Source organism: Aeromonas fluvialis, assembly GCF_000819885.1.
GTDB classification, from domain to species: domain Bacteria; phylum Pseudomonadota; class Gammaproteobacteria; order Enterobacterales; family Aeromonadaceae; genus Aeromonas; species Aeromonas fluvialis.
Window position 1 is genome coordinate 43740 of the sequence record NZ_CDBO01000075.1, and the last position, 22941, is coordinate 66680.

Sequence of the window (22941 nt, forward strand, 5' to 3'; positions counted from 1 at the left end):
TTGCCTTACAGTTGCCAGTTTTTGACCATCAGATTGGGCAAGCGGGCCCGGGCTTTTTGCAGTCGTGTTGTCGTCGGATTGATCAACCACGCCTCTTTCCCCAACCCCAGCAGCGGCAGATCGTGCAGGCTGTCGCTCAGGGCCAGCTCGGCATCGAGGGCGCAGATCGCCGGCAGCAGCTTGTGCTGACCGTGGCAGTAGAAGCGCGGCATCAGACCGCCAAAACGGTAGTGCATCCGCGAGCCAATGATCCGGTGGGGCAACTGGCCGGGCAGTTGCTGATAGAGCTGGGCTCGCACCAGCGCGCAGGGACTGGCGGAGATCACCCAGCAGCGCGCCCCCTCACTTTGCAGCAGATCGCGAGCCTGACGAAACAGCCCTGGCCTGGTGCGGCAATAAGCACGCACCAGCTTGCGCCACCCCAAGGGATTGAGCCCCAGGGTGATGGCCCACCAGATAAGGGAAATGCCGCACCGCCGCTGGCTGGGTAGCAGCTGACTTGGTAACAAATAGAGCAACCCACCCAGCGCAATCACTGGCAACAGCAGCAGCGGCCAGATCCGGCGGCGCAGGATATAGCGCAGCAGACCGGCGTGGCTGTCGCCTGGAGCCAGGGTGTCGTCAAAGTCGGCCAGGATCCAGCGCGGCGCACGTCCGTCAGGATCACGCTCTTTCGCTGAATGGATAATGGCGTCAGACGCTGGGCGCATAACCATCAGGGCGCAAGGGCTGCGATGGCTGCCGTGAGCTCGGGGGTGACAAATTCACTCCCCACATCGGGCGGGCAGACAAAATCGAACGGCTCCCCTGCCAGGGTGAAGCTGAGCCGCCAGGCGTGCAGATAGCCACGATCGGCTGGCGTGCCGCCATAGCGTTCATCCCCGAGAATGGGGGCGCCGATGCTTTTGAGGGCAACCCGGATCTGGTGGGTCTTGCCAGTCTGCGGCTTGATGCGATAGAGCCGCAGCCCCTCGCGCACCGACACCGAATCGAACCAGCTGATGGCGGGGTTTTCCAGCGTGCGCGCCAGCAACCAGCTGCCACCGCGCCCCTTTTGCATATCCCCCTTCACCCAGCCCTGCTTCTTCTTGGGTTTGCGATCGGAGAGCGCCAGATACTGCTTGCTCACCTCGCGGGCGGCAAAGGCCATGCTCAGCTCACGATTCGCCTCCGTGGTGCGGGCCAGCAGCACCAAGCCGGAGGTCATCTTGTCGAGCCGATGCACCGGATAGAGGGTCAGCCCGGTATCGGCCTTCACGCGATTGATCAGCCCCGGCGTCACCGCCACCCCGTCGCCCTTCTCGTCATGCATGCCGATACCGGGCTGCTTGTCGATAACCAAAAAGGCGGGGTGCTCAAACATTATCCGGTACATAAAACCTCGGGCGCTGGGAGAGAGGGGCGCAGCCAAGGGTCGGCTGCACTCGGGCTGGCATTCTCTCTGCTTGGCCGCCATTTGGCAAACGGCCGCTGGCCATGACCACAGAGAAAAAAGCCCCGCCAGGGTGGCGGGGCCGATCATGTCGCGGTTCGACTCAGACGCGTTGCGGATCAGACACTGCGCGGGCGCAGATGGGCGTGCCAGCGGGCTTCCCACTTCTTGAACAGCCAGACGATGACAAAGGTGAGCAGCATATAGAGCAGCCCTGCGGTCAAAAACGCCTCGAACGGACTGTAGTAACGGGAGTTGATGATCCGCGCCGCACCGGTCAAGTCGACGATGGTGATGATGCCTGCCACCGCCGAGCCCTGCAGCATGAAGATCACCTCGTTGCTGTAGGCAGGCAGTGCCCGGCGAAACGAGTTGGGCAAAATGATCCGGGTCAGGGTCTGCCAGCGGGTCATGCCAAAGGCGTTGGCTGCCTCAATCTGGCCACGCGGCATATTGTGTACCGCCCCGCGCACGATCTCGGCGGTATAGGCAGCGGTATTGAGGGTGAAGGCCAGCAGGGCGCAGAACCAGGCCTCAGCAAACAGCGACCAGGCGGCACTGTTTTTCAGCCACTCCCACTGGGCGGCGCCGTAGTAGATGATAAAGAGCTGCACCAGCAGCGGGGTGCCGCGAAAGAAGTAGATGTAGGCCCAGATCGGCCCCTTGATCAGCCAGTTGCGACTATTGCGCAGGATGCCCATGGGCACCGCCAGCATCAGCCCAAGGATCAGCGAGACCGCCACCAGCCAGACGGTGGTATAGAGCCCCTCCCAGTAGGTGGGCCACTCTTTGAGAATGATTGAGAAATCCATGGCTTACCTCGTCTTCATCGTGATGTAGTGACGCTCGGCACTGGCACCGCGACGCTCACAGTAAACGGATGACTGCATTGAGTACGACATGGCTTACCTCGTCTTGATGGCATAGTGACGCTCGGCCCACTTGAGCGCCGAGGTGGAGACTGCGGTGAAGATCAGGAAGATCAGCGCCACCGCCATGTAGAAGGTGAAGGGCTGCTGGGTCGAGCCCGCCGCCAAGGAGGCTTTGCGCACCATGTCATCAAGCCCGATGATGGAGACCAGCGCGGTGGTTTTCAGCAGCACCAGCCAGTTGTTGCCAAACCCCGGCAAAGCGTGGCGCATCATCTGGGGGAAGAGGATCCGCACAAACACCTGGGTTGCCCGCATGCCAAAGGCGCGGGCGGCCTCCAGCTCGCCTTTGTCCACCGCCAGAATGGCGCCGCGAAAGGTCTCGGTCATGTAGGCGCCAAAGATAAAGCCGATGGTCGCCACCCCGGCGACAAAGGGGCTGATATCGATATAGTCGGGGAGCAGAGAGATCCACTCCTGATTGGGATTGCTCTCCAGCAACCAGCTGTTGTAAGTCTCGTTGACCCAGCTGCAGATGCCGTTGATCAGCACCTGGCCGCCAAAGAAGAGCAGCATCATCAGCACCAGATCGGGGATGCCGCGAATGATGGTGGTGTAGCCGGTGGCGATGGCCCGGGCCCACTTGTAGGGGGAGAGCTTGGCCAGCGCCCCCAGCATCCCCAGCAGCAACGCCAGCAGCAGGGAGGCCAGCGCCACTTCCAGGGTGACCCAGGCGCCCTCCAGCAGCGAGGCTTCGTATCCTTTCAAATCAAACATATACAGCTCCATCGCCACGGAATCTTCACGCACCTGCTAACCAGAAAGCGCTATAGCAGTTCGAATAATATGTGCAACACCATTGTGATCAATACGGGCCCATTACTCCGGCAAGAGCAAACGGGCCCGATAACCAAGGAGGGTCAGCCGATCGGTCTGTTGCTTCTCTCTGACCTGAGAGAGTGCCCCCCCTCAGCCAACCCTCTCCCGACGGGAGAGGGTTTAGCCTGGACTCGCCTTGGCGACCCCTTCGCGTTACCCTGAATGGCTCTTGGTGTTAATCGCCGTACACGTCGAACTCGAAGTACTTGTCGTTGATCTCCTTGTACTTGCCGTTGGCACGCAGCGCCAGAATGGCGGCATTGAATTTCTCTTTCAGATCCTTGTCAGCCTTGCGCACCGCAATGCCGGCACCCTCGCCAAACCACTTGGGATCGGTCAGTTTCGGGCCGACAAACTCGTAGGCATCGCCCCCTTCCTTCTTCAGCAGACCATCGGAGATGGCGGCGGAGTCGGCCATCACATAGTCAACCCGACCGGATTTCAGATCGAGGTAGGCTTCATCTGCGGTGCCGTAACGCTTGATGGTGGCGTTCGGGAAGTTGTCCGTGATGTAGGTATCCATGGAAGTAGCACGTTGCACCGCTACGGTTTTACCATCCATGAAGGCCTTGTCGAGCTTGACCTCTGTGCCCTTCTTGGCGGCGAAGCGGGCCGGAATGTGCTGGTACTTCTGGGTGAAGTCCACCTTCTTCTTGCGCTCTTCGGTGATGTCCATGGTGGCGATGATGGCGTCATATTTGCGCGACAGCAGCGCCGGAATGATGCCGTCCCAGTCCTGCTTGACCAGGGTACACTTCACTTTCATCTCTTCGCACAGGGCGTTGGCGATGTCGATATCAAAGCCTTTCACCTCGCCACTGGGCTCGGTCCAGGAGAAAGGGGGGTAGGCACCCTCAACCCCGATCCGAACCTCTTTCCACTCCTTGGCCATCAGGCTACCGGACGCGAGGGCAGTGACTACGGCAGTCGCCAGCATCAGCTTGTTCATGTCTCTCTCCTTGATAAAACAGTTGATCGTTGATTCGAGTTCTCGACCATCAATAGATGGAGGAGATAAATTGCTTGAACCGCTCGGATTTGGGATGGGCGAAAATCTCCTTGGGGTTGCCCTCCTCTTCCACCCGCCCCTGATGCAGAAACATCACCTTGTTCGATACATCGCGGGCAAACGACATCTCATGGGTCACCACCAGCATGGTGCGCCCCTCTTCGGCCAGCTCGCGCATCAGGCCGAGCACCTCCCCCACCAGCTCGGGATCCAGCGCCGAGGTGGGTTCATCAAACAGCATCACTTCGGGCTCCACCGCCAGCGCACGGGCAATGGCGGCCCGCTGCTGCTGACCACCGGAAAGATGGCCGGGATAGTAGTCGCGCCGCTCCCACAGCCCGACCCGGTTGAGCAGCTGCTCAGCTCTGGCAATCGCCTCGGCCCGGGGCACCTTGAGCACCTGGATCGGCACTTCGATGATGTTCTGCATGATGGTCATGTGTGACCAGAGGTTGAAACTTTGAAACACCATGGCCAGCCGACTGCGGATCCGCTCCACCTGGCGCATGTCTTGTGGTTGCCGTTCACCGGCCCGGTTGGTTTTCATGGCAATCAGCTCACCATGGAGCGAGACGGTGCCTGATGAGGGGGTTTCGAGCAGATTGATACAGCGAAGAAAGGTCGACTTCCCCGAGCCGGAGGAGCCGATCAGGGAGATCACATCTCCCTTGTGGGCGGTCATGTCGATGCCCTTGAGCACTTCGTGGGTGCCAAAATATTTGTGCAGATCACGTACTTCCAGTGCGGCAACGTCGCTCATCCATTACAACCTTGTCTGTCCCTAGACGCCGCAGGGGCGTGACTCAACCATCGTTCATTTAACAAAACATTAACCGATGGCAACCTGCAGCGAAAATATCATCCGGATAGTGAAAAAACAATACAGAACGAAGGTCTTCAGGCTGTTTGCTCTATTTTTATTCGCTCAAAGCGTATTTTTCAGCACTTTGTTTGCATAAACAGCCGTTTCAATAGCCGCTCTGATACCGCCTTTTTATACTCCAATCACATTAGTGGCAAGAAAAAAAGCGGAATGAGCGCCAAACAGGCAGCAAAATAACTTTATGCAGCCTCCCGCAGAGTAAAATCTCAACCTGCCATTCGGATCAACTTGATTTTATTGGCTCAGCCAAGCTCGCTTGGAACCTTAACAAACGGAGGAGTTGTGTCATAAAAGTAAAAATCCTCTCCAAAAAGGGCTGTTTTTGACCATGAAAGCGAGAGATATGTGACACAGAGCCAATAAGTAATGATAAGGTGGTGTTTTTATCAGTTTTTGTGACCGAGGCCTCGATGCTGCTCAATGTGTTGCTGATCCTGTTGCCACTGGCAATCGGCTATCTGATACCCCTCTCCTCTGCCCGGCTGATCAGGCTGGTCAACCAGAGTCTGGGCAAGATGGTCTACCTCATTCTGTTTCTGATGGGGCTCGGGCTTGCCTATGTGGAGAACCTGGGCAGCAATCTGGCGGTGATCTTCAAGGTCGCCGGGGTGATGCTGACCGCGATCACGGTCTGCAACCTGCTGGCCCTCTGGTGGCTCGACAAGCGCACACCGCCGACCCATGAGGCGAACGATGCCAGGATGCCGGGCAAGTTGCACCTGCTGTGGGAATCCCTGCAGCTCTGCTTTGTGGTGCTCGGCGGTGTGCTGCTGGGTCTACTGGTGGATCTGCGCGCCCTGCCCATCGACAAATGGAGTGAGTGGGCCCTGATGCTGCTGCTGTTTCTCATCGGGGTGCAGATGCGCAACTCAGGCATGCGGCTGCGCCAGATCCTGCTCAACCCCTGGGGGATGAAGATAGCCGCCACCGTCATCCTCAGCAGTTGGCTGGGTAGCCTGCTGGCGGCCCAGTTGCTGGGCATGCCCTTTGCCCATGGTCTGGCGATGAGCTCGAGCTTCGGCTGGTATTCGCTCTCCGGCATTCTGGTGGCCGACAAACTGGGGCCGGTGCTCGGCTCGGCCGCCTTTATCAACGATCTGGGCCGTGAGCTTATTGCCATCCTGATCATCCCGGTGCTGATGCGTCGCCACCCCTCGGCGGCCATCGGTTACGGCGGCGCCACGGCGCTGGACTTCACCCTGCCGGTTATCCAGAAATCCGGTGGCATTCAGGTGGTGCCGGTGGCCATTGTCTCCGGCTTTATCCTGAGCCTGCTCGGCCCCATCCTGATCCTCGGGTTTCTGGCGATCTAAGCCTGATTCCCACATTGCAGATAAAAAAAGCCCGACCTTGTGGTCGGGCTTTTGCTGTTTGGAGCAACCACGCACTGGCTGCGATATTGCCCGCAGCCTTATTCGCGCCAAAGGCCGCCACTCATCACCCGTTCGATAGCAAACGTCCGGGCGTGCACCAGCAGCAGATCTGCATCCTGCCCAACCCCGATCCCCCCCTTGCTGCCGAGCCCCAGCGCCTGTGCCGGATTAAACGTCACCGTGGCCAATGCCCTCTCCAGCGACACGCCGAGCCGGGTCGCGCGCACGCACTGCTGCCACAGGCTGGCAATCTGGCCGCAGCGCATCTCGATGAGCCGCCCTTCGCCATCAAAGCGCGGCAGGCTGGCATTAGCATCCGAGCTGAAGGTGATGCGATCGGCAGGTACATCGGCGGCCAGCAGCTCGGCCAGCCCATCGGCGGCCAGCCGCTCGCCATCCTCCAGCAGATCGGGAAAGCTCGAGGTGGTGAGGTCGACCCAACCTCCCGCCTTACCCCACTCGATAGCCTCGGCAAAGAGCCAGGGGTTGCGGTTGCAGTGAGTGGGATAGAGCTGGCGCAGCGGAATGTCGGTCTCATCGCGCAGGGCCCGCAGGGGGGCCAATGCCCCCTTGCCATCCCCGACATGGAAGAAGCTGATCCCGCTCTTGCCCGCGAGCAGCCCGGCCACCCGCGCCTCGCTGGCAAGCCTGGCCAGCTCGTGGTGGGTCGGCGCACTGGATCTGTGGTCACTGATGGCCACCTCCCCCACCCCCAAGACCTCGGGGATCAAGATGATGTCCGACTCCACCGTACCGGTCAGGGTCTTGACCGGTAGATGGTAGGAGCCGGTATACATAAAGGCGCTCACCCCGGCGGCGCGACACTCGCGCACCTTGCCAAGCACCTGTGCGGGAGTGCGGGTCAGGCTGTCGGTGCCGAGCGCCGCCACCAAGGTGGTGACACCGGCCTTGAGCACCTCGCTCGCCGCCAGTTCCGGAGTGCGAAAGGCAAACCCCCCCTCTCCGCCGCCGCCGGTGATATGGGCCAGCGGATCCACCAGCCCGGGCACCAGATAGCGACCACGGCCATCGACCCGATGCAACGGCCAGTTTGCCGGCACCGTCAATCCCTTGCCCATCCAGGCGATACGGCCATCGGCCACCAGCAGATCCTGCTGGCCAAGGTGGGTGGGGCTGAAGATCTCGGCTCCCTCGATCAGGGTCAACATGGCAATTCTCCTTGCACGATTGTCGCTTGCCCAATGAAAAGAGAGGGAGCAAGCTCCCTCCCCCCGTCAACCACCATATATATCGTACTTGAAGTACTTCTGGTTGATCTGCTGATAGGTGCCGCTAGCACGCAGGGCCTTGATCGCCTCGTCCAGCTTGCCCTTTAGCTCCTTATCGCTCTTGCGCACGGCGATCCCCATGCCGTCACCAAACCACTGACGATCGGTCAGAGCGGGCCCCACATAGTCGAACTTGTCGCCCCCCTCTTTGCCAAGCAACCCCTGCTCGATGGCAGAGGCATCGGCCAGCAGGGCCAGCACCCGACCCGCTTTCAGATCGAGATAGGCTTCGTCGGCATTGCCGTAACGGACGATGGTGACGTTCGATCCAAAATTGTCGGTCAGGTACTTGTCATGGGTGGTGGCACGCTGCACCCCGATGCGCTTGCCCGCCATGCCTTCCGGGGTCAGCGTCAGCTCAGACCCCTTGGCCGCCACAAAGCGATTGGGAATATGGGCATATTTCTCGGTGAAATCGACCTTCTGGCGCCGCTCATCGGTGATCGACATGGCGGCGATGATGGCATCGTATTTGCGCGACAGCAGAGCCGGGATCATGCCATCCCAATCCTGCGCCACCAGCTCGCACTTGACCGCCATCTGCTGGCACAGGGCGTTGGCGAGATCGATATCAAACCCCTTGATCTCACCCGACGCATCGGTCCAGGAGAAGGGCGGGTAGGCCCCCTCCACCCCGAAGCGCACGGTTTTCCACTCCTTGGCCATGGCGGGGGTGGCCAGCAGGCTGGCAACAAACAGGGCAGAGAGGGTCAGTCTGATCTTCATCATGAGTACTCCATTACATAAAAAGCGCACAGGCGCGGACAAGGCACCGCAAGCAAATGCATGCGATGACCAAAAGCGGCAAAATCTGGATGAGCGAGATCACGCCCGAGCGGGCGTCAGTGAACTGCTCCAGGGGTTCGATCTATTCGTCGAACCACTCGGAGAGATAGAAAGGCTTGAAGTAGAAGGCCAGAAAAAAGCCTCTGGCTTTGCGCATCATGGTGGTTTGTCGCGTCCTGTGACAAAGATGGCAATTACCTTAGCACGCCCGAATTTTGCCCGGCAAGAGGCAGCCGCCGGGCAGTAGCAAAATCCTGATCATGGCCAAGGCGGGCGGGATCCGTTAGGCTCGAAGCACCTTGCCATCCCATAACAGACCCACCGCTACCGATGAATTTTCTGGCCCATCTCCATCTGGCTGCCCACACCCGAAGCTCCCTCACCGGCAATCTGCTGGGTGATTTTATCAAGGGACCGCTGCCCACGGGGCTTGCCGCCCACTTCGATGAGGGGATCTGGTTGCACCGCAAGATCGACGCCTTTACCGACAGCCACCCCGAGCACAAGGCGGCCGTCGCCTGTTTCGAAGCCCCCTGGCGCCGCTTTGGCGGCATAGTGGTGGATATGATCTACGACCACTGGCTGAGCCAGCACTGGGGACTGTTCAGTACCAAGCCCCTGCCCCACTTCCTGCAACGCAGTTATGAGCAGCTATTGGCGGATCACCCACGCCTGCCGGATGGACTGCCACTCCCCCTCAAGCGGATGGCCGAGCAGAACTGGATCGCCTCCTATCGCCACAGGGAGGGGCTGGGGCAAGCGCTGAATGGCATCGGTCGCCGACTGCGCCGCCCGGTACAACTGGGAGAGGCGCTGCTGACCCTCGATGAATCGCAGTGGCAAACATGCGAGGCGGGATTTCTGCGCTTCTATCCCGCGCTGATGGACTTTAGCCAGCAGCAGCTGGCCCAATATCGGGCAGCCCAAGGGCACTGTGATCCCTCTGGATAGAACTGCTTCCCCATAAAAAACGCCCCTTGCAGGGCGTTTGTCATCAGTTGGCTTCGTCTTTCTTTTTGCGAATGCTGAGGCCAAGTTCCCGACCACGCAGTCGGGCGTAATAGATGGTGCCGACAAAGGCGAGAGTGGTGAAGACCAGCTCCACCACCGCCAGCCACCGCTCCCCCTCATCCGTGGTGATCAGGGTGAGGGCGTGGAGGAAATAGGGCATCAACACGAAGTTGCCCCAGGCGTGGGTGTAGGGGTTGCCCTGCACTATCCCCTTGAGAGGGAAGAGCAGTGGCACGGTCCAGATCACCGGCAACAGCCAGGGATTGAGATCCGGATGGGGTGACAGCCACAGATGCCAGAGGATGACCCAGCCCAGCAGGCCGAAGAAGCCGACCAGGGTCAGCCAACGGGCGAAGCGGGTGCTCATTTGAGGATCTCCAGCACCTGCTCCGGCGGGCGACCAATACGGGCTTGACCATTCTTGATGACAATGGGGCGCTCGATCAGCTTGGGATGCTGGTGCATGGCGCGAATAAGGGCATCACCGCTGACATCGGCCAATCCCAGCTCCTTGTAGAGATCCTCCTTGGTGCGCATCAGCTGGCGCGGGTCGCTAAAGCCGAGCAGAGAGAGCAGGTTGCGGATCTCATCTTCGTTCGGGGCCTGCTCCAGATAGAGCACCACATCAGGGGCGATCCCGTGCTGTTCCAGCAGGGCCAGGGTTTCGCGACTCTTGGAGCAGCGCGGATTGTGGTAGATTTGGGTCTCGCTCATGGTAACTCCCTGATTAATCGCAAGATGGGACTAGAAACGGCGCTATTGTAGGGGAAAGTGATGGTCAGGGTAAGCGGCGGTGCAACGGAATTGAAACGAATTTGTTGGCTGATTGTGGCCTGGCTGCTCAGTGCCTGCAGCCCGGCCCCCGAATTCAGCGACGGGTCAGGAGAACCGGTCAGCTTACGCCACTTTGTCGACAAGCCGCTCCTGGTCAACTACTTCGCCCCCTGGTGCGCCCCCTGCCTGCGGGAGATGCCGCTCCTCAACGCGCTGGCCGCCGAGGGAGAGATCGCCGTGGTGGCCGTGAACTACGACCCGACCACGCCGGCAGAATTGGGTAACCTGGCGGCGCAATACCACATCAGGGTGCCGCTCCTTACTGCCAATGAGGATGCCAAGCTCCCCTTCCCTCGCCCAAGCGGCCTGCCCACCAGCTATCTGCTCGACAGTGAGGGCAAACTCCAGCAGACGCTGATCGGCGAGCTCGACCAGCAGCAGATCGAGATGCTCAAGACGACCGTCAGCAGAATGAGTCACTAGCCCATCACTGCTATCACCGTCACCCACATCAACGTCACCGCCATAAACAACAAGAGCGCACCTCGGTGCGCCCTTGTTGTATTGGCCAATACCCGAAGTCGTTAGCCCTTGAGGCTGTCGAGATCCTTCTTGGCCCGCTCTAGCTCGGTGATCCGCGCCTCCAGTCGCGCCAGGGTCATCCGGTCACTGGTGGTGCCACGGGCCACGATCAGCTCGTCGATGGCGGCCTGATAATCCCCGCGCAGCGCGAGCATCTCGGCCCGCGCCATATGCAGCTCGGTCATTCTGCCCGCCTTGCGATAGGCATCGGACAGCAGGTTCCAGGCCAGGTTGTTCTCTTCGTTCGCACGGGCATAGGGGTCGAGAATAGCGATGGATTTCTTGTAGTTGCCGCTCTCCAGATAGGCGTTGCCGAGGTTGACGATGATCACTTCATTGGCCGGCATCCGGGTACGGAACTTTTCCAACCGGGCGATCGCCTGGGCGCTGCGCCCCTTGGCCAGATCGATGTCGGTCTGGGCATCGACGATAAAGAGATCTTCCGGATGACGGGCCGCCAGCTCCTTCATCAGGGCATCGGCCTCGTCGCTGCGCTTGAGCTGGATCAGCGCCAGCGCCTTGCCATAGATGGCGGCATCCTTGAGCGGGTAATCCCCCTTCTGGATCCGGGTGTCGAAGTAGCTCAACAGCCCCTGCGGGGTATCGGTGCCGAAACGGACCTGAATACGCACCTTGGCCAGCCAGAAGTCGAGGCTGGGCGGCAAGTTGCGACGGCCATAACTGCCTGCCCGGGCCCGAGCCTCGCTGATCCGGGTCTCCGGCAACGGGTGAGTGAGCAGCATCTCCGGCGGCTTGCTGGCGTAACGGTACTCGGCGGCCAGTTTCTGGAAGAAGTTGGCCATCCCCATGGGGTCGAAACCGGCATCGTAGAGGGTCTTCATGCCGATACGGTCCGCTTCGTATTCGTTGTCGCGGGTGTAGTTGATGGCGGACTGCATGGAGAGGCCCAGCGTAGTCTGCAGCGCGGCGATACCAGCGGTCGGGTTGATCACCGCCAGCGCGATGGAGCCCACCAGACCGGCCAGGGTCACCGCCGAGCTGCTCGCCTGTGCCTCCATGTAACGGGCGATATGGCGCTGGGTCACGTGGGTGATTTCGTGGGCCAGCACCGAGGCCAACTCGCTCTCGCTGTCGGCGTAGAGGAACAACCCTGTGTGCACCTTGACTCGCCCGCCCAGGAAGGCGGCCGCGTTGATGCTGGGGTCATTGATCAGAAAGAAGGTAAAGGGGAAGCGTACCCCGTCGGCATTGGTCAACAGTCGCTGACCCAGATCGTCGATATATTGGCTCAACACAGGATCATCGATGATCGGCAGGCCCGCGCGGGCAAAGCGCATAAAGGCGTTGCCGTAACGCACCTCCTGCTCGATAGGAAGGGCAGCCACCCCGGCCGTGCCGATATCGGGAAGCTGATTGTTGGCCTCGGCATGAAAAGTGGCACCCATCAGGGAAACCAGCAGGGGAAGCGATGCCATCAGGGGGGAAAAGCGTGCCACGTTATCACTATCTCCATCAGAAAGGGCCTCGGCAGAATACCCTTGCCCATCAAGGGCGACAAGCGTTGTTTCAGGCTCTTATCACGGCCATAATAGCGGCCACCTGCGTGCTGGAGTCCCCATGGAAGTTCTCGACCTGACCCCCTGGCGTTGCCCCGAGCCGCTGATCCGGCTCAAGCTCTGGTTAAGGGAGGCCAAAAGTGGTCAAACCGTCACCATACGGCTGGCCGATGCGGGATCCCGGCAGGATATTCCGGCCTACCTCCAACGTCAGGGCCACCATGTCGAGATGCAGCAAGCACTGGACAATACCCTCTCTTTGCAGCTGGTTGTCGGGGCGAAACAACCATCTTGAGCCCCTGTGATGTAAGGATGCCGTCATGTTAGAAGTACTGAAACGCTGGTATCAGACCCGTTTTTCCGATCCCGATGCCGTTACCCTGTTCCTGTTGCTGGTGTTCAGCTTCACTATCATCTGGCTGTTTGGCGATCTGCTGGCCCCCCTGCTGGTGGCGCTGGTGATGGCCTATCTGCTGGAGTGGCCGGTTGCCCGGCTGCAAAAGGCGGGGCTGTCGCGCACCCTGGCCACCAGCGTCATTCTGATCCTCTTTATTGCGGTGGCGGTGGCCTCCTTGCTGGGGCTTATCCCGACGCTGGTGAGCCAGGGGATCAATCTGGCCAAAGAAGCTCCCGCCATGCTGACCCACGCTCAGGATTATGTGCGCACCCTGCCGGACAAATACCCCGAGCTCATCGACGTCAGTCTGGTGGAGACCGTCATCGACAATATTCGCCAGCGCATCCTCAGTGGCGGCGAGCATCTGGTGAGCGCCTCCCTCAGCTCGCTGGTCAACGTGGTCGCCATCATGATCTACCTGATTCTGGTGCCGCTGATGGTCTTCTTTATGCTCAAGGACAAGCGGGTCTTGATGGGCAGCCTGCGCCGCTTCCTGCCGCGCAACCGCACCTTGGTCAACCGGGTGTGGGTCGAGATGAACAACCAGATCATCAACTACATCCGTGGCAAGGTGATCGAGATCCTGATCGTCGGTATCGCCGCCTATGTCCCCTTCGCCCTGATGGGGTTGCGTTACTCGGTGCTGCTGGCGGTCGCGGTCGGCTTCTCGGTGCTGATCCCCTATATCGGCGCCGCCGTGGTGACGGTACCGGTGGCCATGGTCGCCCTGTTCCAGTGGGGCCTCACTCCCGAGTTCGCCTGGCTGATGGTGGCCTATCTGGTCATTCAGGCTCTCGATGGCAACCTGCTGGTGCCGGTGCTCTTCTCGGAGGCGGTCAACCTCCACCCGGTCGCCATCATCATCGCCGTGCTGGTGTTTGGCGGCTTGTGGGGATTCTGGGGCGTCTTCTTCGCCATTCCCCTCGCCACCCTGGTCAAGGCGGTGATCAACGCCTGGCCCAAGCGGGAAGATAATGCCCATGCCGTCATCAGATAGACTGTTTTTTGACTCATCATTCATAAATCTCACTTGAGATGAATGAGCAAGACCGTGTCCGGTCAAGCTGACGCCCGCCTTTATCCAGCGCAGCGCGCCATAGAAAGAGGGAGGCATCATGCCTCCCTCGCGCATTAGCCCTGAGGCTGCAACTCAAACGCGCTAACGTGAGCAGCGTTGTACCCTTGGCGGGCTGATGGTCCTGCGGCTTGCCAGCCCACCCCCCGACACAGGTCGAACTCGCGCTCAGCCGACATGCTAGCTATCTCTGGTTTACAGCGCAGCCAGAAACTCGACCAGCGCCCGGTTGACGAAGGAGGGGTTCTCCAGGGTCGAGATATGACCGGCAGCCGGGATCTCCTTGAAGGGGCAACCCAGCACCTCGGCCATCAGATAGCCTTCCAGCACTGGGCGCGCCTTGTCCTCACAACCAGTCATCACCAGCGCGGGAACCTTGATCGCTTCCAGCCATTCGATGCGATCCTCGCGAGTGACAAAACTGCGACCCACCGCCACCATGGCGGCAATCTTGTCGGCAGGCCAGGCCGCCAGACGGGCCTTGAAATCGGCCAACAGGGCGACATCGGGCTGGTTGGCAAAAAAGAGGGGCGCCACCTGTTCGATGATGGGCGCGGGTATGGTACCCAGCTGCTCGATCATCGCCAGCATGCCGAGGTAGCGTTCGCAGGTGATCTGGGGCTCGAGGCCAACGAAGGTGTCCATCAGCACCAGCCCCTTGAGGCGGTTTGGCACCATGCGCGCCAGCTCCACACCCCACATGCCGCCAATGGAGAGGCCCACCAGCACAAACTCATCGACACCGAGGGCATCGAGCAGCGCCAGCTGATCCCGCGCCAGGGTCGCCAAGGTGCAACCACCTTCGGGGAGTACGTCGGAATACCCGTGGCCCCACAGCTCGGGAACGATACAGCGATAGCGGCCCTTGAGCGCCTCGATCTGCGGCACCCACATGGCGCTGTCCCACAGAAAGCTGTGACCAAACAGCAGCACCGGGCCCTGGCCCTCGTCCAGATAGGCCATGCGGCGGCCCGCTATCTCCATAAAATGCTTCATGTTATCTCCTGTTGCCAACTGCTGATGGTGATGAAACTGCCGTGCACATCACCATAAACGACGTCATGTTTTTTCTATTGCCAGCGGCTGATGAGGTCTGGGTATCAATCGCCTCATGTTTACTTCTGTTTATATTGCCAGCCGCTGATGATGATGAGACGGCAGTGCACATCGCCCTAAATGGCTTCCTGTTTTTTCTGTTGCCAGCGGCTGACGGGGCGGCAGTGTATCACGTCCCCCTTGGCAGTGGCGCCTCCCTGGTGCAAGCTGGAGCTGACTCAAAAAGGTCACCCATGACAAGGATTCATCAAGGAGAAACAGATGGCGAAGGAGAAGGAAAAGGAGAAGAACAAGAAGCGTCCCCGGCTGGACAAAAAGACCTATGAGCATCACCTCGCCCACCTGCAGGAGGAGCTGGTCAAGTTGCAGGAGTGGGTCAAACAGGAGGGGCTCAAGGTCGTGGTGCTGTTCGAGGGACGGGATGCCGCCGGCAAGGGGGGCGTCATCAAGGCGATCACCGAGCCCCTCAACCCCCGGGTCTGCCGGATCAGCGCCCTGCCCGCCCCCTCGGATCGGGAGCGCTCCCAGTGGTATTTTCAACGCTACGCCGCCCACCTGCCCGCCGCTGGCGAGATGGTGCTGTTCGATCGCTCCTGGTACAACCGGGCCGGGGTCGAACGGGTGATGGGCTTTTGCAGCGACGGCGAATATCGCGAGTTTCTGCGTGCCTGCCCCGAGTTCGAACGGATGCTGATCCGCTCCGGCATCACCTTGATCAAATACTGGTTCTCGGTCAGCGACGAGGAGCAGGAGAAGCGCTTCAAGGAGCGGATCAACACCCCCATAAAGCGCTGGAAGTTCAGCCCCATGGATCTCGAATCCCGTTCGCGCTGGGTGGAATACTCCCGCGCCAAGGATGACATGTTCACCTACACGGATACCGAGGATTGTCCCTGGTTTGTGGTGGATGCCGATGACAAGCGCCGTGCCAGGCTCAACTGCATCTCACACCTGCTTGGCAAGGTGCCCTATGAGGCGATCCACTACGAGCCTATCACCCTGCCCCCCATCAAGACCGAAGGGTATGAGCGACCGCCGCTGGCCAGCCAGACCTTTGTGCCCGACATTACCGCCGAGCTGGAGGCCTGATCACCATCACCCTGCCTGCCATGTTTCCCGAACGGCAGGCAATAAAAAGCCGGTCTGACGACCGGCAAAAGGCATTGAATACTAAGGAAAACCAGTACAACTAAATCATCAGGTACGGATATATTTGGCGGTACGGGGGAACGCCTGCTCCTTGGCATCGAACAGGTAGCAGGCCTCGGCCGGAATACCCACACTGTAGGTCTGACCGGTCACCACATCCACATCCGAGGTGGCCTTGACGGTAAAGTCGTGACCATCCACATCCATGTAGACGAAAGATTCGGCCCCCAGATGTTCGGCAACCTGCACTGTGCCGCTCACCTTGCTGTGGGCATGGGGGTGATCGAGCGGGAACAGATGCTCCGGACGAATGCCCAGCTCCACCTTGTCACCCACCGCGCCGCTGCGGGCATCGACCCGGGCACGCACGGTATCGCCGGAGGTCAGTTTGACCACACACTCCTGCTCGCCAATTTCCAGCAACTCCCCGCTCAGGAAGTTCATCTTGGGGGAGCCGATAAAGCCCGCCACGAACTTGTTGTCCGGGTTGTGATAGAGATCCAGCGGTGAGCCGAACTGCTCCAGGTTGGTAGCCGCCTCGGCCTTGAGCGGGCTCAGTACCACTATCTTGTCGGCCAGGGTCATCGCTTCCACCTGATCGTGGGTCACGTAGATGATGGTGGAGTTGAGCTCTTTGTGCAGCTTGGCGATCTCAATTCGCATCTTGACCCGCAAGGCGGCATCCAAGTTGGAGAGGGGTTCGTCAAACAGGAACACCTGCGGCTGCTGCACGATGCTGCGACCGATGGCAACACGCTGACGCTGACCGCCAGAGAGCGCCTTGGGTTTTCTATCCAGCAACGGCTCCAGACCCAGGATCTCGGCGGCGCGCATCACCCGCTTGTGGATGTTTTCTTTATCCATCTTCTTGAGCTTCAGACCAAAGGCCATGTTCTCGTAGATGTTCATGTGGGGATAGAGGGCATAGGACTGGAACACCATACCGACGTTGCGCTCTACCGGCGGCACGTCGTTCATGTAACGACCGCCGATGGTCAGCTCACCGCTGGTGATGTCTTCCAGACCCGCGATCATCCGCAGTAGGGTAGATTTACCGCAGCCGGACGGGCCGACGAAGACGATGAATTCCCCCTCTTTGATGTCGAGGTTGATACTGCGCAGGGTGTCCTTGTGAACAGCCGGATCGTAATTTTTGCGAACGTTGTTGAGTACTACTTCAGCCATGACGAGCTCCGCTCTTGAATCTTTGCAAATCGTGATAGCGGGGGGAGTCAGCTCCCCCGGCCATAAACTTAACCTTTCACGCCACCGGCGGTGAGACCACCGACTAACCAGCGCTGTGCCAGTAAGAACACCACTGTGATGGGGAAGCCGGAGAGCACTGCTGCCGCCGCGAAATCACCCCACAGGTAGTTCTGCGGATAGAGGTACTGCTGAGCCCCAACCGCCAGGGTCAGATTGTTCACATCCTGCAGTAGGATGGAGGCCATGGGCACCTCGGTAATAGCACCGATGAAGGCGAGGATGAACACTACCGCCAGGATGGGCACCGACAGAGGCAACAGGATCAGGCGGAACGCCTGCCACGGGGTGGCACCGTCGATGGCCGCCGCTTCCTCCAGAGAGGAGTCGATGGTCTCGAAGTAGCCCTTGATGGTCCAGACGTGGAGGGCAATACCGCCCATGTACGCCAGGATCAGGCCACCGTGGGTGTTGAGACCCAGCCAGGGGATATAGTCGCCAATCTTGTTAAAGAGCGCGTAGATGGCTACCAGCGCCAATACCGCCGGGAACATCTGGAAAATCAGCATGCCCTGCAGGATGGTGGACTTGCCACGAAAACGCAGACGGGCAAAGGCGTAGGCACAAGTGGTGGAAAGTGTCACGATCATCAGGGCTGTGATGCCGGCGACCTTGATGGAGTTCCACAACCAGGTCAGCACCGGGAACGGCGGTGGCGTGATACTGCCATCGGCGTTGGTGATGGACATGCCCAGGGCAAGCCGCCAGTGATCCAGGGTCGGATTGGAGGGGATGATCTCCCCTACCGCGAAGTTACCGTTTCTCAACGAGATGGCGATGACCATGATCAACGGGAAGATGATCAGCGCCAGGAAGCCCCACATGACCAAGTGGGTTGCCCACACCCGGTATTTGACTGATTTGGGTTGTACGATTGCCATGTTGAAGCCTCCTTACAGCTGCTTGTCGGCTTTGGACAATTTCAGGTTGAGCAGCGCCAGCGCACCTACGATGAGGAAGATGGCGGTGGCGATGGCACTGGCCAGACCGTAGTCCTGACCACCCGATCCCTGGAACGCAATCCGGTAGGTATAACTCACCAACAAGTCGGTGGTACCTGCCGGGGTACTGGCGCCTATGATGTCGGGCGCACCATTGGTCAACAACTGGATAAGCACGAAGTTGTTGAAGTTGAAGGCGAACGAGGCAATCAACAGCGGTGTCAGCGGTTTCATCAACTGCGGCACAGTAATCTTGAAGAAGTTCTGCACCGGACCGGCACCGTCCATGGCTGATGCCTCATAGAGATCTTCCGGAATGGCTTTGAGCAGGCCCATGCAGAGGATCATCATGTAGGGGTAACCGAGCCAAGTGTTGACGATGAGGATCATCACCTTAGCCAGGAAGGGGTTGGTATACCAGTCCGGTTTGATGCCAAACGCCGCTTCCAGGAACATGTTGATCTCACCGAAGTTCTGGTTGAACAAGCCCTTGAACACCAGGATGGAGATAAACGCCGGGATGGCATAGGGCAGGATCAGCATGACACGGTAGAAACCACGGCCCTTGAGCTGTTCCCACTGCACCAGGCAAGCCAGTACCATACCGATAGCCAGAGTGAAGGCAACGGAGCAGGTGGAAAAGATCACTGTCCAGACGAAAATTTGCATGAACGGCGACAGGATACCGGGATCGGTGAAGATACGCGCGAAGTTCTTCCACCCTACGCTGACCACGAAACCGGGAGCGATGCCCTTGCCGACAAACTGACCCTGCTGGTCGATATATTGATAGAAGCCTGTCTCACTGTTGGGCAGCATCAATTCGCCACTCTGATTGTCGCGCAGCAGGTTGCTGTCCTTGATCACTACGCCGGACTTGAGCACGGCACCATCAATCAGACGACTGTACTGCTGCTTCTGGGCGGCAAACTTGCGCAGGCTGCTAAGTGTCAGGTGGGTACCACCATCCGGCAGCACCAGATCAAGGTCGCTCAGGTGAGTACGATGCTCAACGATGGCGCGGATCGGCGCGGCCTTGCTGGCAGCTTCGCCAGTGAAGGACTGCAGCTCGACCACTTGCTGGTCGCTCTGTACCTGGCCCTCGCGGGACGCCAGCTCACGGGCCTTGTTGTTCATCAGGGAAATCGGTTGGCTGATAAAGGATTGATCATCCTGTGTCAGCTGCAGCTGGAACTGGCCATTGTCACCACCCAGCAAAGTAAAATCGAATTCACCACCCGCCACCTTGTAGCTTTTCTTCAGGTGGTAGTCCCGAGCCTGCTCCGCAGAGAGCAAGTTGGCCCCCGAATAGTTGGTGAAGGCGATGCCAATGGTGTAGGCAAGAGGGAAGATGATAAACACAACCATGCCCGCAACACCCGGAAAGATGTAGCGATGGGCATAGGTCTTCTTGTTCATGAAAACATACAGACCGACGGAAACCACCACCAGATCCAGCAGCGCGAATACCCATTCGCCACTGGCGTACATCATCACGGCTGCGTAGCCGTTGAGGATGGCAACCAGGGCCGCAATGGTCCACTTAAGCCAGGTGTGCTTATCCTTCGGACCGGCATAGGACTCAACAGAAGGGACTACTTCCATGCCAATTAACCTTTATAACGCCAAGAGAGATTTAAGAGAGTGGGAGGCCATTGCGGCCTCCCGGGTGGTGCGAGCTTACTGAACGATACGCTTGGCAGCAGTATCCAGTGCTTCGTCAACACCTTGACGACCCGAAGTCACGTTTTTGAGGGCAGTTTCAAAAGAAGACCAGAAACGGCTCATCTCGGGAACGGACGGCATCGGCTCGCCAGCCTGGGCGTTCTGCATGGTGGCCTTGATGTGCGGATCGGATTCCAGGGTCTTCTGGAAGGATTTCAGCGCCACGGCACCCAGCGGCTTGTCGGCGTTAACCGGCGCCAGACCGGCATCGGTCAGCAGGTAGTTTTCCAGGAACTCGATAGCCAGGTCCTTGTTCGGGCTGGCAGCGTTGATGGTAGCGCCCAGCACGCCAACGAAGGCTTTGGCCGGCTTGCCATTCAGGGTCGGCAGCGGCGCTACGCCGTACTTGATGCCGCTCTTGTCCAGGTTGCTCCAGGCCCAGGGACCGTTGATCATCATGGCCACTTCGCCCTTGTTGAACTTGGCGTCCATCACACCGTAGTCGATGCCCTTCTCCAGGTGACCGGACTTGATCATCTCGGAGATGTAGCCCACGCCCATCTTGGCGCCCGCGTTGTTCACGCCGGTATCTTTCACGTCATAACCGGTCGCGGTTTTCTTGAAGGCATAACCACCGTTGGCAGCCACCAGCGGGTAGCTGAAGTAGGGGGTGTCATAGGCCCACATGATGGCGCGCTTGCCATCTTTCTTCAGCGTCTCGTCAATCTTGGCGATCTCTTCGAAGGTCTTCGGCGGCTCTGGCAGCAGGTCCTTGTTATAGATCAGGCTGACCGCTTCCATGGCAACCGGATAGCCATAGGTTTTGCCATCAACAGTCATGGCATCCCATGCCAGCTGTTCAAATTTGCCTTTGGTCGCATCGTTTGGCGTCACAGGAACCAGCAAACCGGCTTTGACCCACTCACCGTAACGGTCGTGAGCCCAGAAGAAGATATCCGGACCGTTGCCAGTGGCGGCAGCTTGCTGGAATTTCACTTCAACCTGATCCGGGTGAGCCACCGTCACCTTGATGCCGGTTTCTGCTTCAAACTTCTTACCCACTTCGGCAAGACCGTTGTAACCCTTGTCACCGTTGATCCAGATGGTCAGCTGGCCTTCGTCGATGGCAGCAGTAGCAGAGCAAGCGACGCCAAGAGTGGCCAGACCGATCAGGGATGACAGCAATTTCTTTTTCATGAGCCTTTCCTTGTATTAGTTCCGCGCTGTAAGAGCATTGTGTGCGAGATGAATATTATCCCAAGTGGCAAACGGCTCACATGACGCAACTCGCATTTTTGAAATGCAATTACGTATTTTCTTCCAAAATCTTTTGAAAGCATTTTCATATTTCAGGGGGTTAGCGCCATTTATTGGCACATTTCTCGCCGAGAAGAGAAATTAAATTACCAAATAGAAATAAAAAAACACAAATGAAAGGGTTTTCACCTCATTGAAACCCCTTTCATGTGAGTGAATTGGTTTAATTTGTTAACAAAGCACCGAGTTGGTTTCGCGGCCCCCTATACCGTTAAATAAAAAGACACCGCAGCGAAGTGCGGTGTCTTTTTTCCAAAAATGAAGGCCGGATCACGTTATGACTGGCGCAGCAGCTGATCCTTGAGATTGGGCGGCACCCCCTTGATGGTCAGGGTATCAGTCTGGGGATCGTAAAAGATCCGGCTGTTCAGCAATTTTTGCTCAAAGCTCAAAGTCAGGCCGCCGCCGGAGCCAACAAACTTGGTCAAACCACGCAGGGTAGAGCGATCCGCCGGGAAGCGATCTGCCAGCTCATACTCCTGGCCAATAAAGCTGTAAAAATCGAGGTCACCGTCGCCGGCATCTTTTGTGGAGAGTTCTGCGGACAACGCCTTGATTTCGATCTCTTCACCGGCACTGGCCTGTTCGGTGCAATATTTGAAGACCTGCTTTTTATAATCGTTGCGCTCGGTCGGTTCGAGCTGGCGACTGTCGCAATAATCTTCCACCGCTTGCAGCAAGCCTTTATTTTGTACCTTGGCATCCATGCCCTCACGAGCACCCAGCAGATCCATAAAGAAGTCGCCCAGTTTGCGACCGATACGCCCCTTGCTGAAGGTGATATAACGGCGCGAATCGGCTTGGGTTTTCCACTCGGTCAAATCAATGCGGGCCACCAGATTGAGTTTGCCGATATCGAGATACTGGATATGGCGCAATTCCAGCGCTTCGCTGACGGTGACGCTCTCCTTGCCTTCCAGCAGGGCGATCAGCAGATAATCAACCCCGACATAGTTGTATTTGGCAAACAGCAGCACCCCTTGTTCGTCGAGGGCATGATCCATCAACTGTTTGACCAGCAGTTGGGTCATCTCCACCGAGAAGGGAACGAATTCGAGCTGCTCGTCGAGCAGTTTTTCCAGCGCAAGGCGAAACAGGGGAGAAGGCTGTTTGGGAGCCTCTTCACCGTCGGCCAACACGGCGACGGCGACCTCGGGGTCGGCGAAGAAGCCAAAACCTTTGCCCCCCTTGCCGTTGTATATACGGTGCAGCTCCGCCATCAACCCCTGCACCGCCTCGTCGGCAGGCAGAAGCTGACTGCGGGTGTCGGCGTGAGGCTGGCCATCACCGCCCCGGCGCAGGGAGTGAAGAATGATCTTGTCGATATCGAGACTCATGTCACAAAGCCATAGTGTTAACCGAAAGGGTGAAGTATTATAAGGCGCTTTGAACCGAGATGAACTGAAGATTATGCCCATCGTATCAAAGTACAATAACGAACAGTTTGACGCCCTGATGAACGATCTGATCACCGCGCTGGAAAAGCATAAGGCACCGGTGGATCTCAGTTTGATGGTGCTCGGCAATCTGACCACCAATATCATCAACGGTATGGCACCGGCCCAGCGCCAGGCCATCACTGAAAAGTTTGTCCAGGCCCTGACCGCATCGGTCGATAACCGCCAAGACACACACTGAGTCCTGCGACTCGGCTGATTTGACGTTTCTCAACGC

Annotated in this window: 26 protein-coding genes; 9 read left to right on the forward strand and 17 right to left on the reverse strand. The window is 58.7% G+C overall.

Annotated elements, in window-relative coordinates; all coding sequences use genetic code 11:
* Window positions 1–5 precede the first annotated feature (5 nt).
* From BN1125_RS17715 to BN1125_RS17740, 6 genes are all read right to left on the reverse strand, one after another.
* Window positions 6–716 carry an HAD family hydrolase gene (locus BN1125_RS17715; RefSeq protein WP_042013930.1) on the reverse strand — a complete coding sequence of 237 codons (711 nt, stop codon included), beginning with the start codon at window positions 714–716 and terminating at the stop codon, window positions 6–8.
* A complete protein-coding gene (locus BN1125_RS17720; protein ID WP_042013931.1) occupies window positions 716–1375 on the reverse strand; it encodes a TIGR01621 family pseudouridine synthase in 660 nt (219 codons plus the stop codon). Before BN1125_RS17720 ends, BN1125_RS17715 begins: the two co-directional genes overlap by 1 nt.
* Before the next feature lie 176 nt (window positions 1376–1551).
* Window positions 1552–2244, reverse strand: a complete 693-nt coding sequence (locus BN1125_RS17725; RefSeq protein ID WP_042013932.1) for an ABC transporter permease — start codon at window positions 2242–2244, stop codon at window positions 1552–1554.
* A gap of 93 nt (window positions 2245–2337) precedes the next feature.
* A complete protein-coding gene (locus BN1125_RS17730; protein ID WP_042013934.1) occupies window positions 2338–3078 on the reverse strand; it encodes an ABC transporter permease in 741 nt (246 codons plus the stop codon).
* A gap of 277 nt (window positions 3079–3355) precedes the next feature.
* Window positions 3356–4129, reverse strand: a complete 774-nt coding sequence (locus BN1125_RS17735; RefSeq protein WP_042013936.1) for an ABC transporter substrate-binding protein — start codon at window positions 4127–4129, stop codon at window positions 3356–3358.
* Window positions 4130–4178: 49 nt separating this feature from the next.
* Complete coding sequence (locus BN1125_RS17740) at window positions 4179–4949, reverse strand: ABC transporter ATP-binding protein (protein WP_042013937.1); 771 nt, start codon at window positions 4947–4949, stop codon at window positions 4179–4181.
* 533 nt (window positions 4950–5482) lie between these two features.
* Here BN1125_RS17740 and BN1125_RS17745 point away from each other — a divergent pair.
* A complete protein-coding gene (locus BN1125_RS17745; RefSeq protein WP_042013994.1) occupies window positions 5483–6385 on the forward strand; it encodes a LysO family transporter in 903 nt (300 codons plus the stop codon).
* 98 nt (window positions 6386–6483) lie between these two features.
* Here BN1125_RS17745 and iadA read toward each other — a convergent pair whose 3' ends face one another.
* Together iadA and BN1125_RS17755 are read right to left on the reverse strand one after the other, a co-directional pair.
* On the reverse strand, window positions 6484–7614 hold the full coding sequence (iadA, locus tag BN1125_RS17750; RefSeq protein WP_042013938.1) for a beta-aspartyl-peptidase: 1131 nt from the start codon (window positions 7612–7614) through the stop codon (window positions 6484–6486).
* 66 nt (window positions 7615–7680) lie between these two features.
* On the reverse strand, window positions 7681–8463 hold the full coding sequence (locus BN1125_RS17755; RefSeq protein WP_156993526.1) for an ABC transporter substrate-binding protein: 783 nt from the start codon (window positions 8461–8463) through the stop codon (window positions 7681–7683).
* Between BN1125_RS17755 and BN1125_RS17760 the strand changes: the two genes are divergently transcribed.
* On the forward strand, window positions 8462–8767 hold the full coding sequence (locus BN1125_RS17760) for a hypothetical protein (protein ID WP_042013940.1): 306 nt from the start codon (window positions 8462–8464) through the stop codon (window positions 8765–8767). The two genes, BN1125_RS17755 and BN1125_RS17760, sit on opposite strands and share 2 nt — an antisense overlap.
* A gap of 83 nt (window positions 8768–8850) precedes the next feature.
* Window positions 8851–9471, forward strand: coding sequence for an acyl carrier protein phosphodiesterase (locus tag BN1125_RS17765; protein ID WP_042013941.1), 621 nt, complete (start codon window positions 8851–8853; stop codon window positions 9469–9471).
* 43 nt (window positions 9472–9514) lie between these two features.
* Here the strand turns inward: BN1125_RS17765 and BN1125_RS17770 are convergent, their stop codons facing one another.
* Both BN1125_RS17770 and arsC read right to left on the reverse strand, forming a co-directional pair.
* Window positions 9515–9898, reverse strand: a complete 384-nt coding sequence (locus BN1125_RS17770) for a DUF2069 domain-containing protein (protein WP_005333836.1) — start codon at window positions 9896–9898, stop codon at window positions 9515–9517.
* On the reverse strand, window positions 9895–10245 hold the full coding sequence (gene arsC, locus BN1125_RS17775) for an arsenate reductase (glutaredoxin) (protein ID WP_042013942.1): 351 nt from the start codon (window positions 10243–10245) through the stop codon (window positions 9895–9897). The genes BN1125_RS17770 and arsC overlap by 4 nt, the downstream gene beginning before the upstream one ends.
* Window positions 10246–10305: 60 nt before the next feature.
* Between arsC and BN1125_RS17780 the strand changes: the two genes are divergently transcribed.
* Window positions 10306–10788, forward strand: a complete 483-nt coding sequence (locus BN1125_RS17780; RefSeq protein WP_042013944.1) for a TlpA family protein disulfide reductase — start codon at window positions 10306–10308, stop codon at window positions 10786–10788.
* Between the two features lie 101 nt (window positions 10789–10889).
* Here the strand turns inward: BN1125_RS17780 and bepA are convergent, their stop codons facing one another.
* The gene (gene bepA / locus BN1125_RS17785; RefSeq protein WP_425283654.1) at window positions 10890–12344 is read right to left on the reverse strand and encodes a beta-barrel assembly-enhancing protease; all 1455 of its coding nucleotides are present in this window, start codon (window positions 12342–12344) and stop codon (window positions 10890–10892) included.
* Window positions 12345–12465: 121 nt separating this feature from the next.
* On the opposite strand from bepA, the gene BN1125_RS17790 reads away from it, so the two are divergent.
* Window positions 12466–12699: a sulfurtransferase TusA family protein gene (locus BN1125_RS17790; RefSeq protein WP_042013949.1), complete on the forward strand. Its 234-nt coding sequence runs from the start codon at window positions 12466–12468 to the stop codon at window positions 12697–12699.
* A gap of 25 nt (window positions 12700–12724) precedes the next feature.
* Window positions 12725–13798, forward strand: a complete 1074-nt coding sequence (locus BN1125_RS17795) for an AI-2E family transporter (RefSeq protein ID WP_042013950.1) — start codon at window positions 12725–12727, stop codon at window positions 13796–13798.
* A gap of 273 nt (window positions 13799–14071) precedes the next feature.
* Here the strand turns inward: BN1125_RS17795 and BN1125_RS17800 are convergent, their stop codons facing one another.
* Window positions 14072–14872 (reverse strand): alpha/beta fold hydrolase, encoded by an 801-nt coding sequence (locus tag BN1125_RS17800; RefSeq protein ID WP_042013952.1) that lies wholly within the window; start codon window positions 14870–14872, stop codon window positions 14072–14074.
* Window positions 14873–14883: 11 nt separating this feature from the next.
* On the opposite strand from BN1125_RS17800, the gene BN1125_RS19200 reads away from it, so the two are divergent.
* Both BN1125_RS19200 and ppk2 read left to right on the forward strand, forming a co-directional pair.
* The gene (locus BN1125_RS19200) at window positions 14884–15258 is read left to right on the forward strand and encodes a hypothetical protein (RefSeq protein WP_156993529.1); all 375 of its coding nucleotides are present in this window, start codon (window positions 14884–14886) and stop codon (window positions 15256–15258) included.
* A complete protein-coding gene (ppk2, locus tag BN1125_RS17805; RefSeq protein ID WP_042013953.1) occupies window positions 15194–16021 on the forward strand; it encodes a polyphosphate kinase 2 in 828 nt (275 codons plus the stop codon). The genes BN1125_RS19200 and ppk2 overlap by 65 nt, the downstream gene beginning before the upstream one ends.
* A 108-nt stretch (window positions 16022–16129) precedes the next feature.
* On the opposite strand, the gene BN1125_RS17810 is transcribed toward ppk2, so the two are convergent.
* The 5 genes from BN1125_RS17810 to yejK form a co-directional block, all read right to left on the reverse strand.
* Window positions 16130–17266 carry an ABC transporter ATP-binding protein gene (locus tag BN1125_RS17810; RefSeq protein WP_042013955.1) on the reverse strand — a complete coding sequence of 379 codons (1137 nt, stop codon included), beginning with the start codon at window positions 17264–17266 and terminating at the stop codon, window positions 16130–16132.
* Between the two features lie 68 nt (window positions 17267–17334).
* A complete protein-coding gene (gene malG, locus BN1125_RS17815; protein ID WP_042013958.1) occupies window positions 17335–18225 on the reverse strand; it encodes a maltose ABC transporter permease MalG in 891 nt (296 codons plus the stop codon).
* Window positions 18226–18237: 12 nt separating this feature from the next.
* Window positions 18238–19890 carry a maltose ABC transporter permease MalF gene (gene malF / locus BN1125_RS17820; protein WP_042013959.1) on the reverse strand — a complete coding sequence of 551 codons (1653 nt, stop codon included), beginning with the start codon at window positions 19888–19890 and terminating at the stop codon, window positions 18238–18240.
* A gap of 75 nt (window positions 19891–19965) precedes the next feature.
* Window positions 19966–21147: a maltose/maltodextrin ABC transporter substrate-binding protein MalE gene (gene malE / locus BN1125_RS17825; protein WP_042013962.1), complete on the reverse strand. Its 1182-nt coding sequence runs from the start codon at window positions 21145–21147 to the stop codon at window positions 19966–19968.
* Between the two features lie 395 nt (window positions 21148–21542).
* Window positions 21543–22604, reverse strand: a complete 1062-nt coding sequence (gene yejK, locus BN1125_RS17830; RefSeq protein WP_042013965.1) for a nucleoid-associated protein YejK — start codon at window positions 22602–22604, stop codon at window positions 21543–21545.
* Between the two features lie 73 nt (window positions 22605–22677).
* Between yejK and BN1125_RS17835 the strand changes: the two genes are divergently transcribed.
* Complete coding sequence (locus BN1125_RS17835) at window positions 22678–22905, forward strand: YejL family protein (protein ID WP_042013966.1); 228 nt, start codon at window positions 22678–22680, stop codon at window positions 22903–22905.
* Window positions 22906–22941 lie beyond the last annotated feature (36 nt).

Coding starts and splice junctions, on each gene's coding strand:
- yejK (WP_042013965.1), bottom strand. CDS start 22,604: ATGAGTCTCGATATCGACAAGATCATTCTTCACTCCCTGCGCCGGGGC.
- BN1125_RS17725 (WP_042013932.1), bottom strand. CDS start 2,244: ATGGATTTCTCAATCATTCTCAAAGAGTGGCCCACCTACTGGGAGGGG.
- BN1125_RS17745 (WP_042013994.1), top strand. CDS start 5,483: ATGCTGCTCAATGTGTTGCTGATCCTGTTGCCACTGGCAATCGGCTAT.
- BN1125_RS17740 (WP_042013937.1), bottom strand. CDS start 4,949: ATGAGCGACGTTGCCGCACTGGAAGTACGTGATCTGCACAAATATTTT.
- BN1125_RS17735 (WP_042013936.1), bottom strand. CDS start 4,129: ATGAACAAGCTGATGCTGGCGACTGCCGTAGTCACTGCCCTCGCGTCC.
- BN1125_RS17795 (WP_042013950.1), top strand. CDS start 12,725: ATGTTAGAAGTACTGAAACGCTGGTATCAGACCCGTTTTTCCGATCCC.
- BN1125_RS17790 (WP_042013949.1), top strand. CDS start 12,466: ATGGAAGTTCTCGACCTGACCCCCTGGCGTTGCCCCGAGCCGCTGATC.
- iadA (WP_042013938.1), bottom strand. CDS start 7,614: ATGTTGACCCTGATCGAGGGAGCCGAGATCTTCAGCCCCACCCACCTT.
- BN1125_RS17720 (WP_042013931.1), bottom strand. CDS start 1,375: ATGTACCGGATAATGTTTGAGCACCCCGCCTTTTTGGTTATCGACAAG.
- BN1125_RS17835 (WP_042013966.1), top strand. CDS start 22,678: ATGCCCATCGTATCAAAGTACAATAACGAACAGTTTGACGCCCTGATG.
- malE (WP_042013962.1), bottom strand. CDS start 21,147: ATGAAAAAGAAATTGCTGTCATCCCTGATCGGTCTGGCCACTCTTGGC.
- BN1125_RS17780 (WP_042013944.1), top strand. CDS start 10,306: ATGGTCAGGGTAAGCGGCGGTGCAACGGAATTGAAACGAATTTGTTGG.
- BN1125_RS17770 (WP_005333836.1), bottom strand. CDS start 9,898: ATGAGCACCCGCTTCGCCCGTTGGCTGACCCTGGTCGGCTTCTTCGGC.
- ppk2 (WP_042013953.1), top strand. CDS start 15,194: ATGGCGAAGGAGAAGGAAAAGGAGAAGAACAAGAAGCGTCCCCGGCTG.
- arsC (WP_042013942.1), bottom strand. CDS start 10,245: ATGAGCGAGACCCAAATCTACCACAATCCGCGCTGCTCCAAGAGTCGC.
- BN1125_RS17715 (WP_042013930.1), bottom strand. CDS start 716: ATGGTTATGCGCCCAGCGTCTGACGCCATTATCCATTCAGCGAAAGAG.
- malF (WP_042013959.1), bottom strand. CDS start 19,890: ATGGAAGTAGTCCCTTCTGTTGAGTCCTATGCCGGTCCGAAGGATAAG.
- BN1125_RS17760 (WP_042013940.1), top strand. CDS start 8,462: ATGAGTACTCCATTACATAAAAAGCGCACAGGCGCGGACAAGGCACCG.
- malG (WP_042013958.1), bottom strand. CDS start 18,225: ATGGCAATCGTACAACCCAAATCAGTCAAATACCGGGTGTGGGCAACC.
- BN1125_RS17800 (WP_042013952.1), bottom strand. CDS start 14,872: ATGAAGCATTTTATGGAGATAGCGGGCCGCCGCATGGCCTATCTGGAC.
- BN1125_RS17755 (WP_156993526.1), bottom strand. CDS start 8,463: ATGATGAAGATCAGACTGACCCTCTCTGCCCTGTTTGTTGCCAGCCTG.
- BN1125_RS17810 (WP_042013955.1), bottom strand. CDS start 17,266: ATGGCTGAAGTAGTACTCAACAACGTTCGCAAAAATTACGATCCGGCT.
- BN1125_RS17730 (WP_042013934.1), bottom strand. CDS start 3,078: ATGTTTGATTTGAAAGGATACGAAGCCTCGCTGCTGGAGGGCGCCTGG.
- BN1125_RS17765 (WP_042013941.1), top strand. CDS start 8,851: ATGAATTTTCTGGCCCATCTCCATCTGGCTGCCCACACCCGAAGCTCC.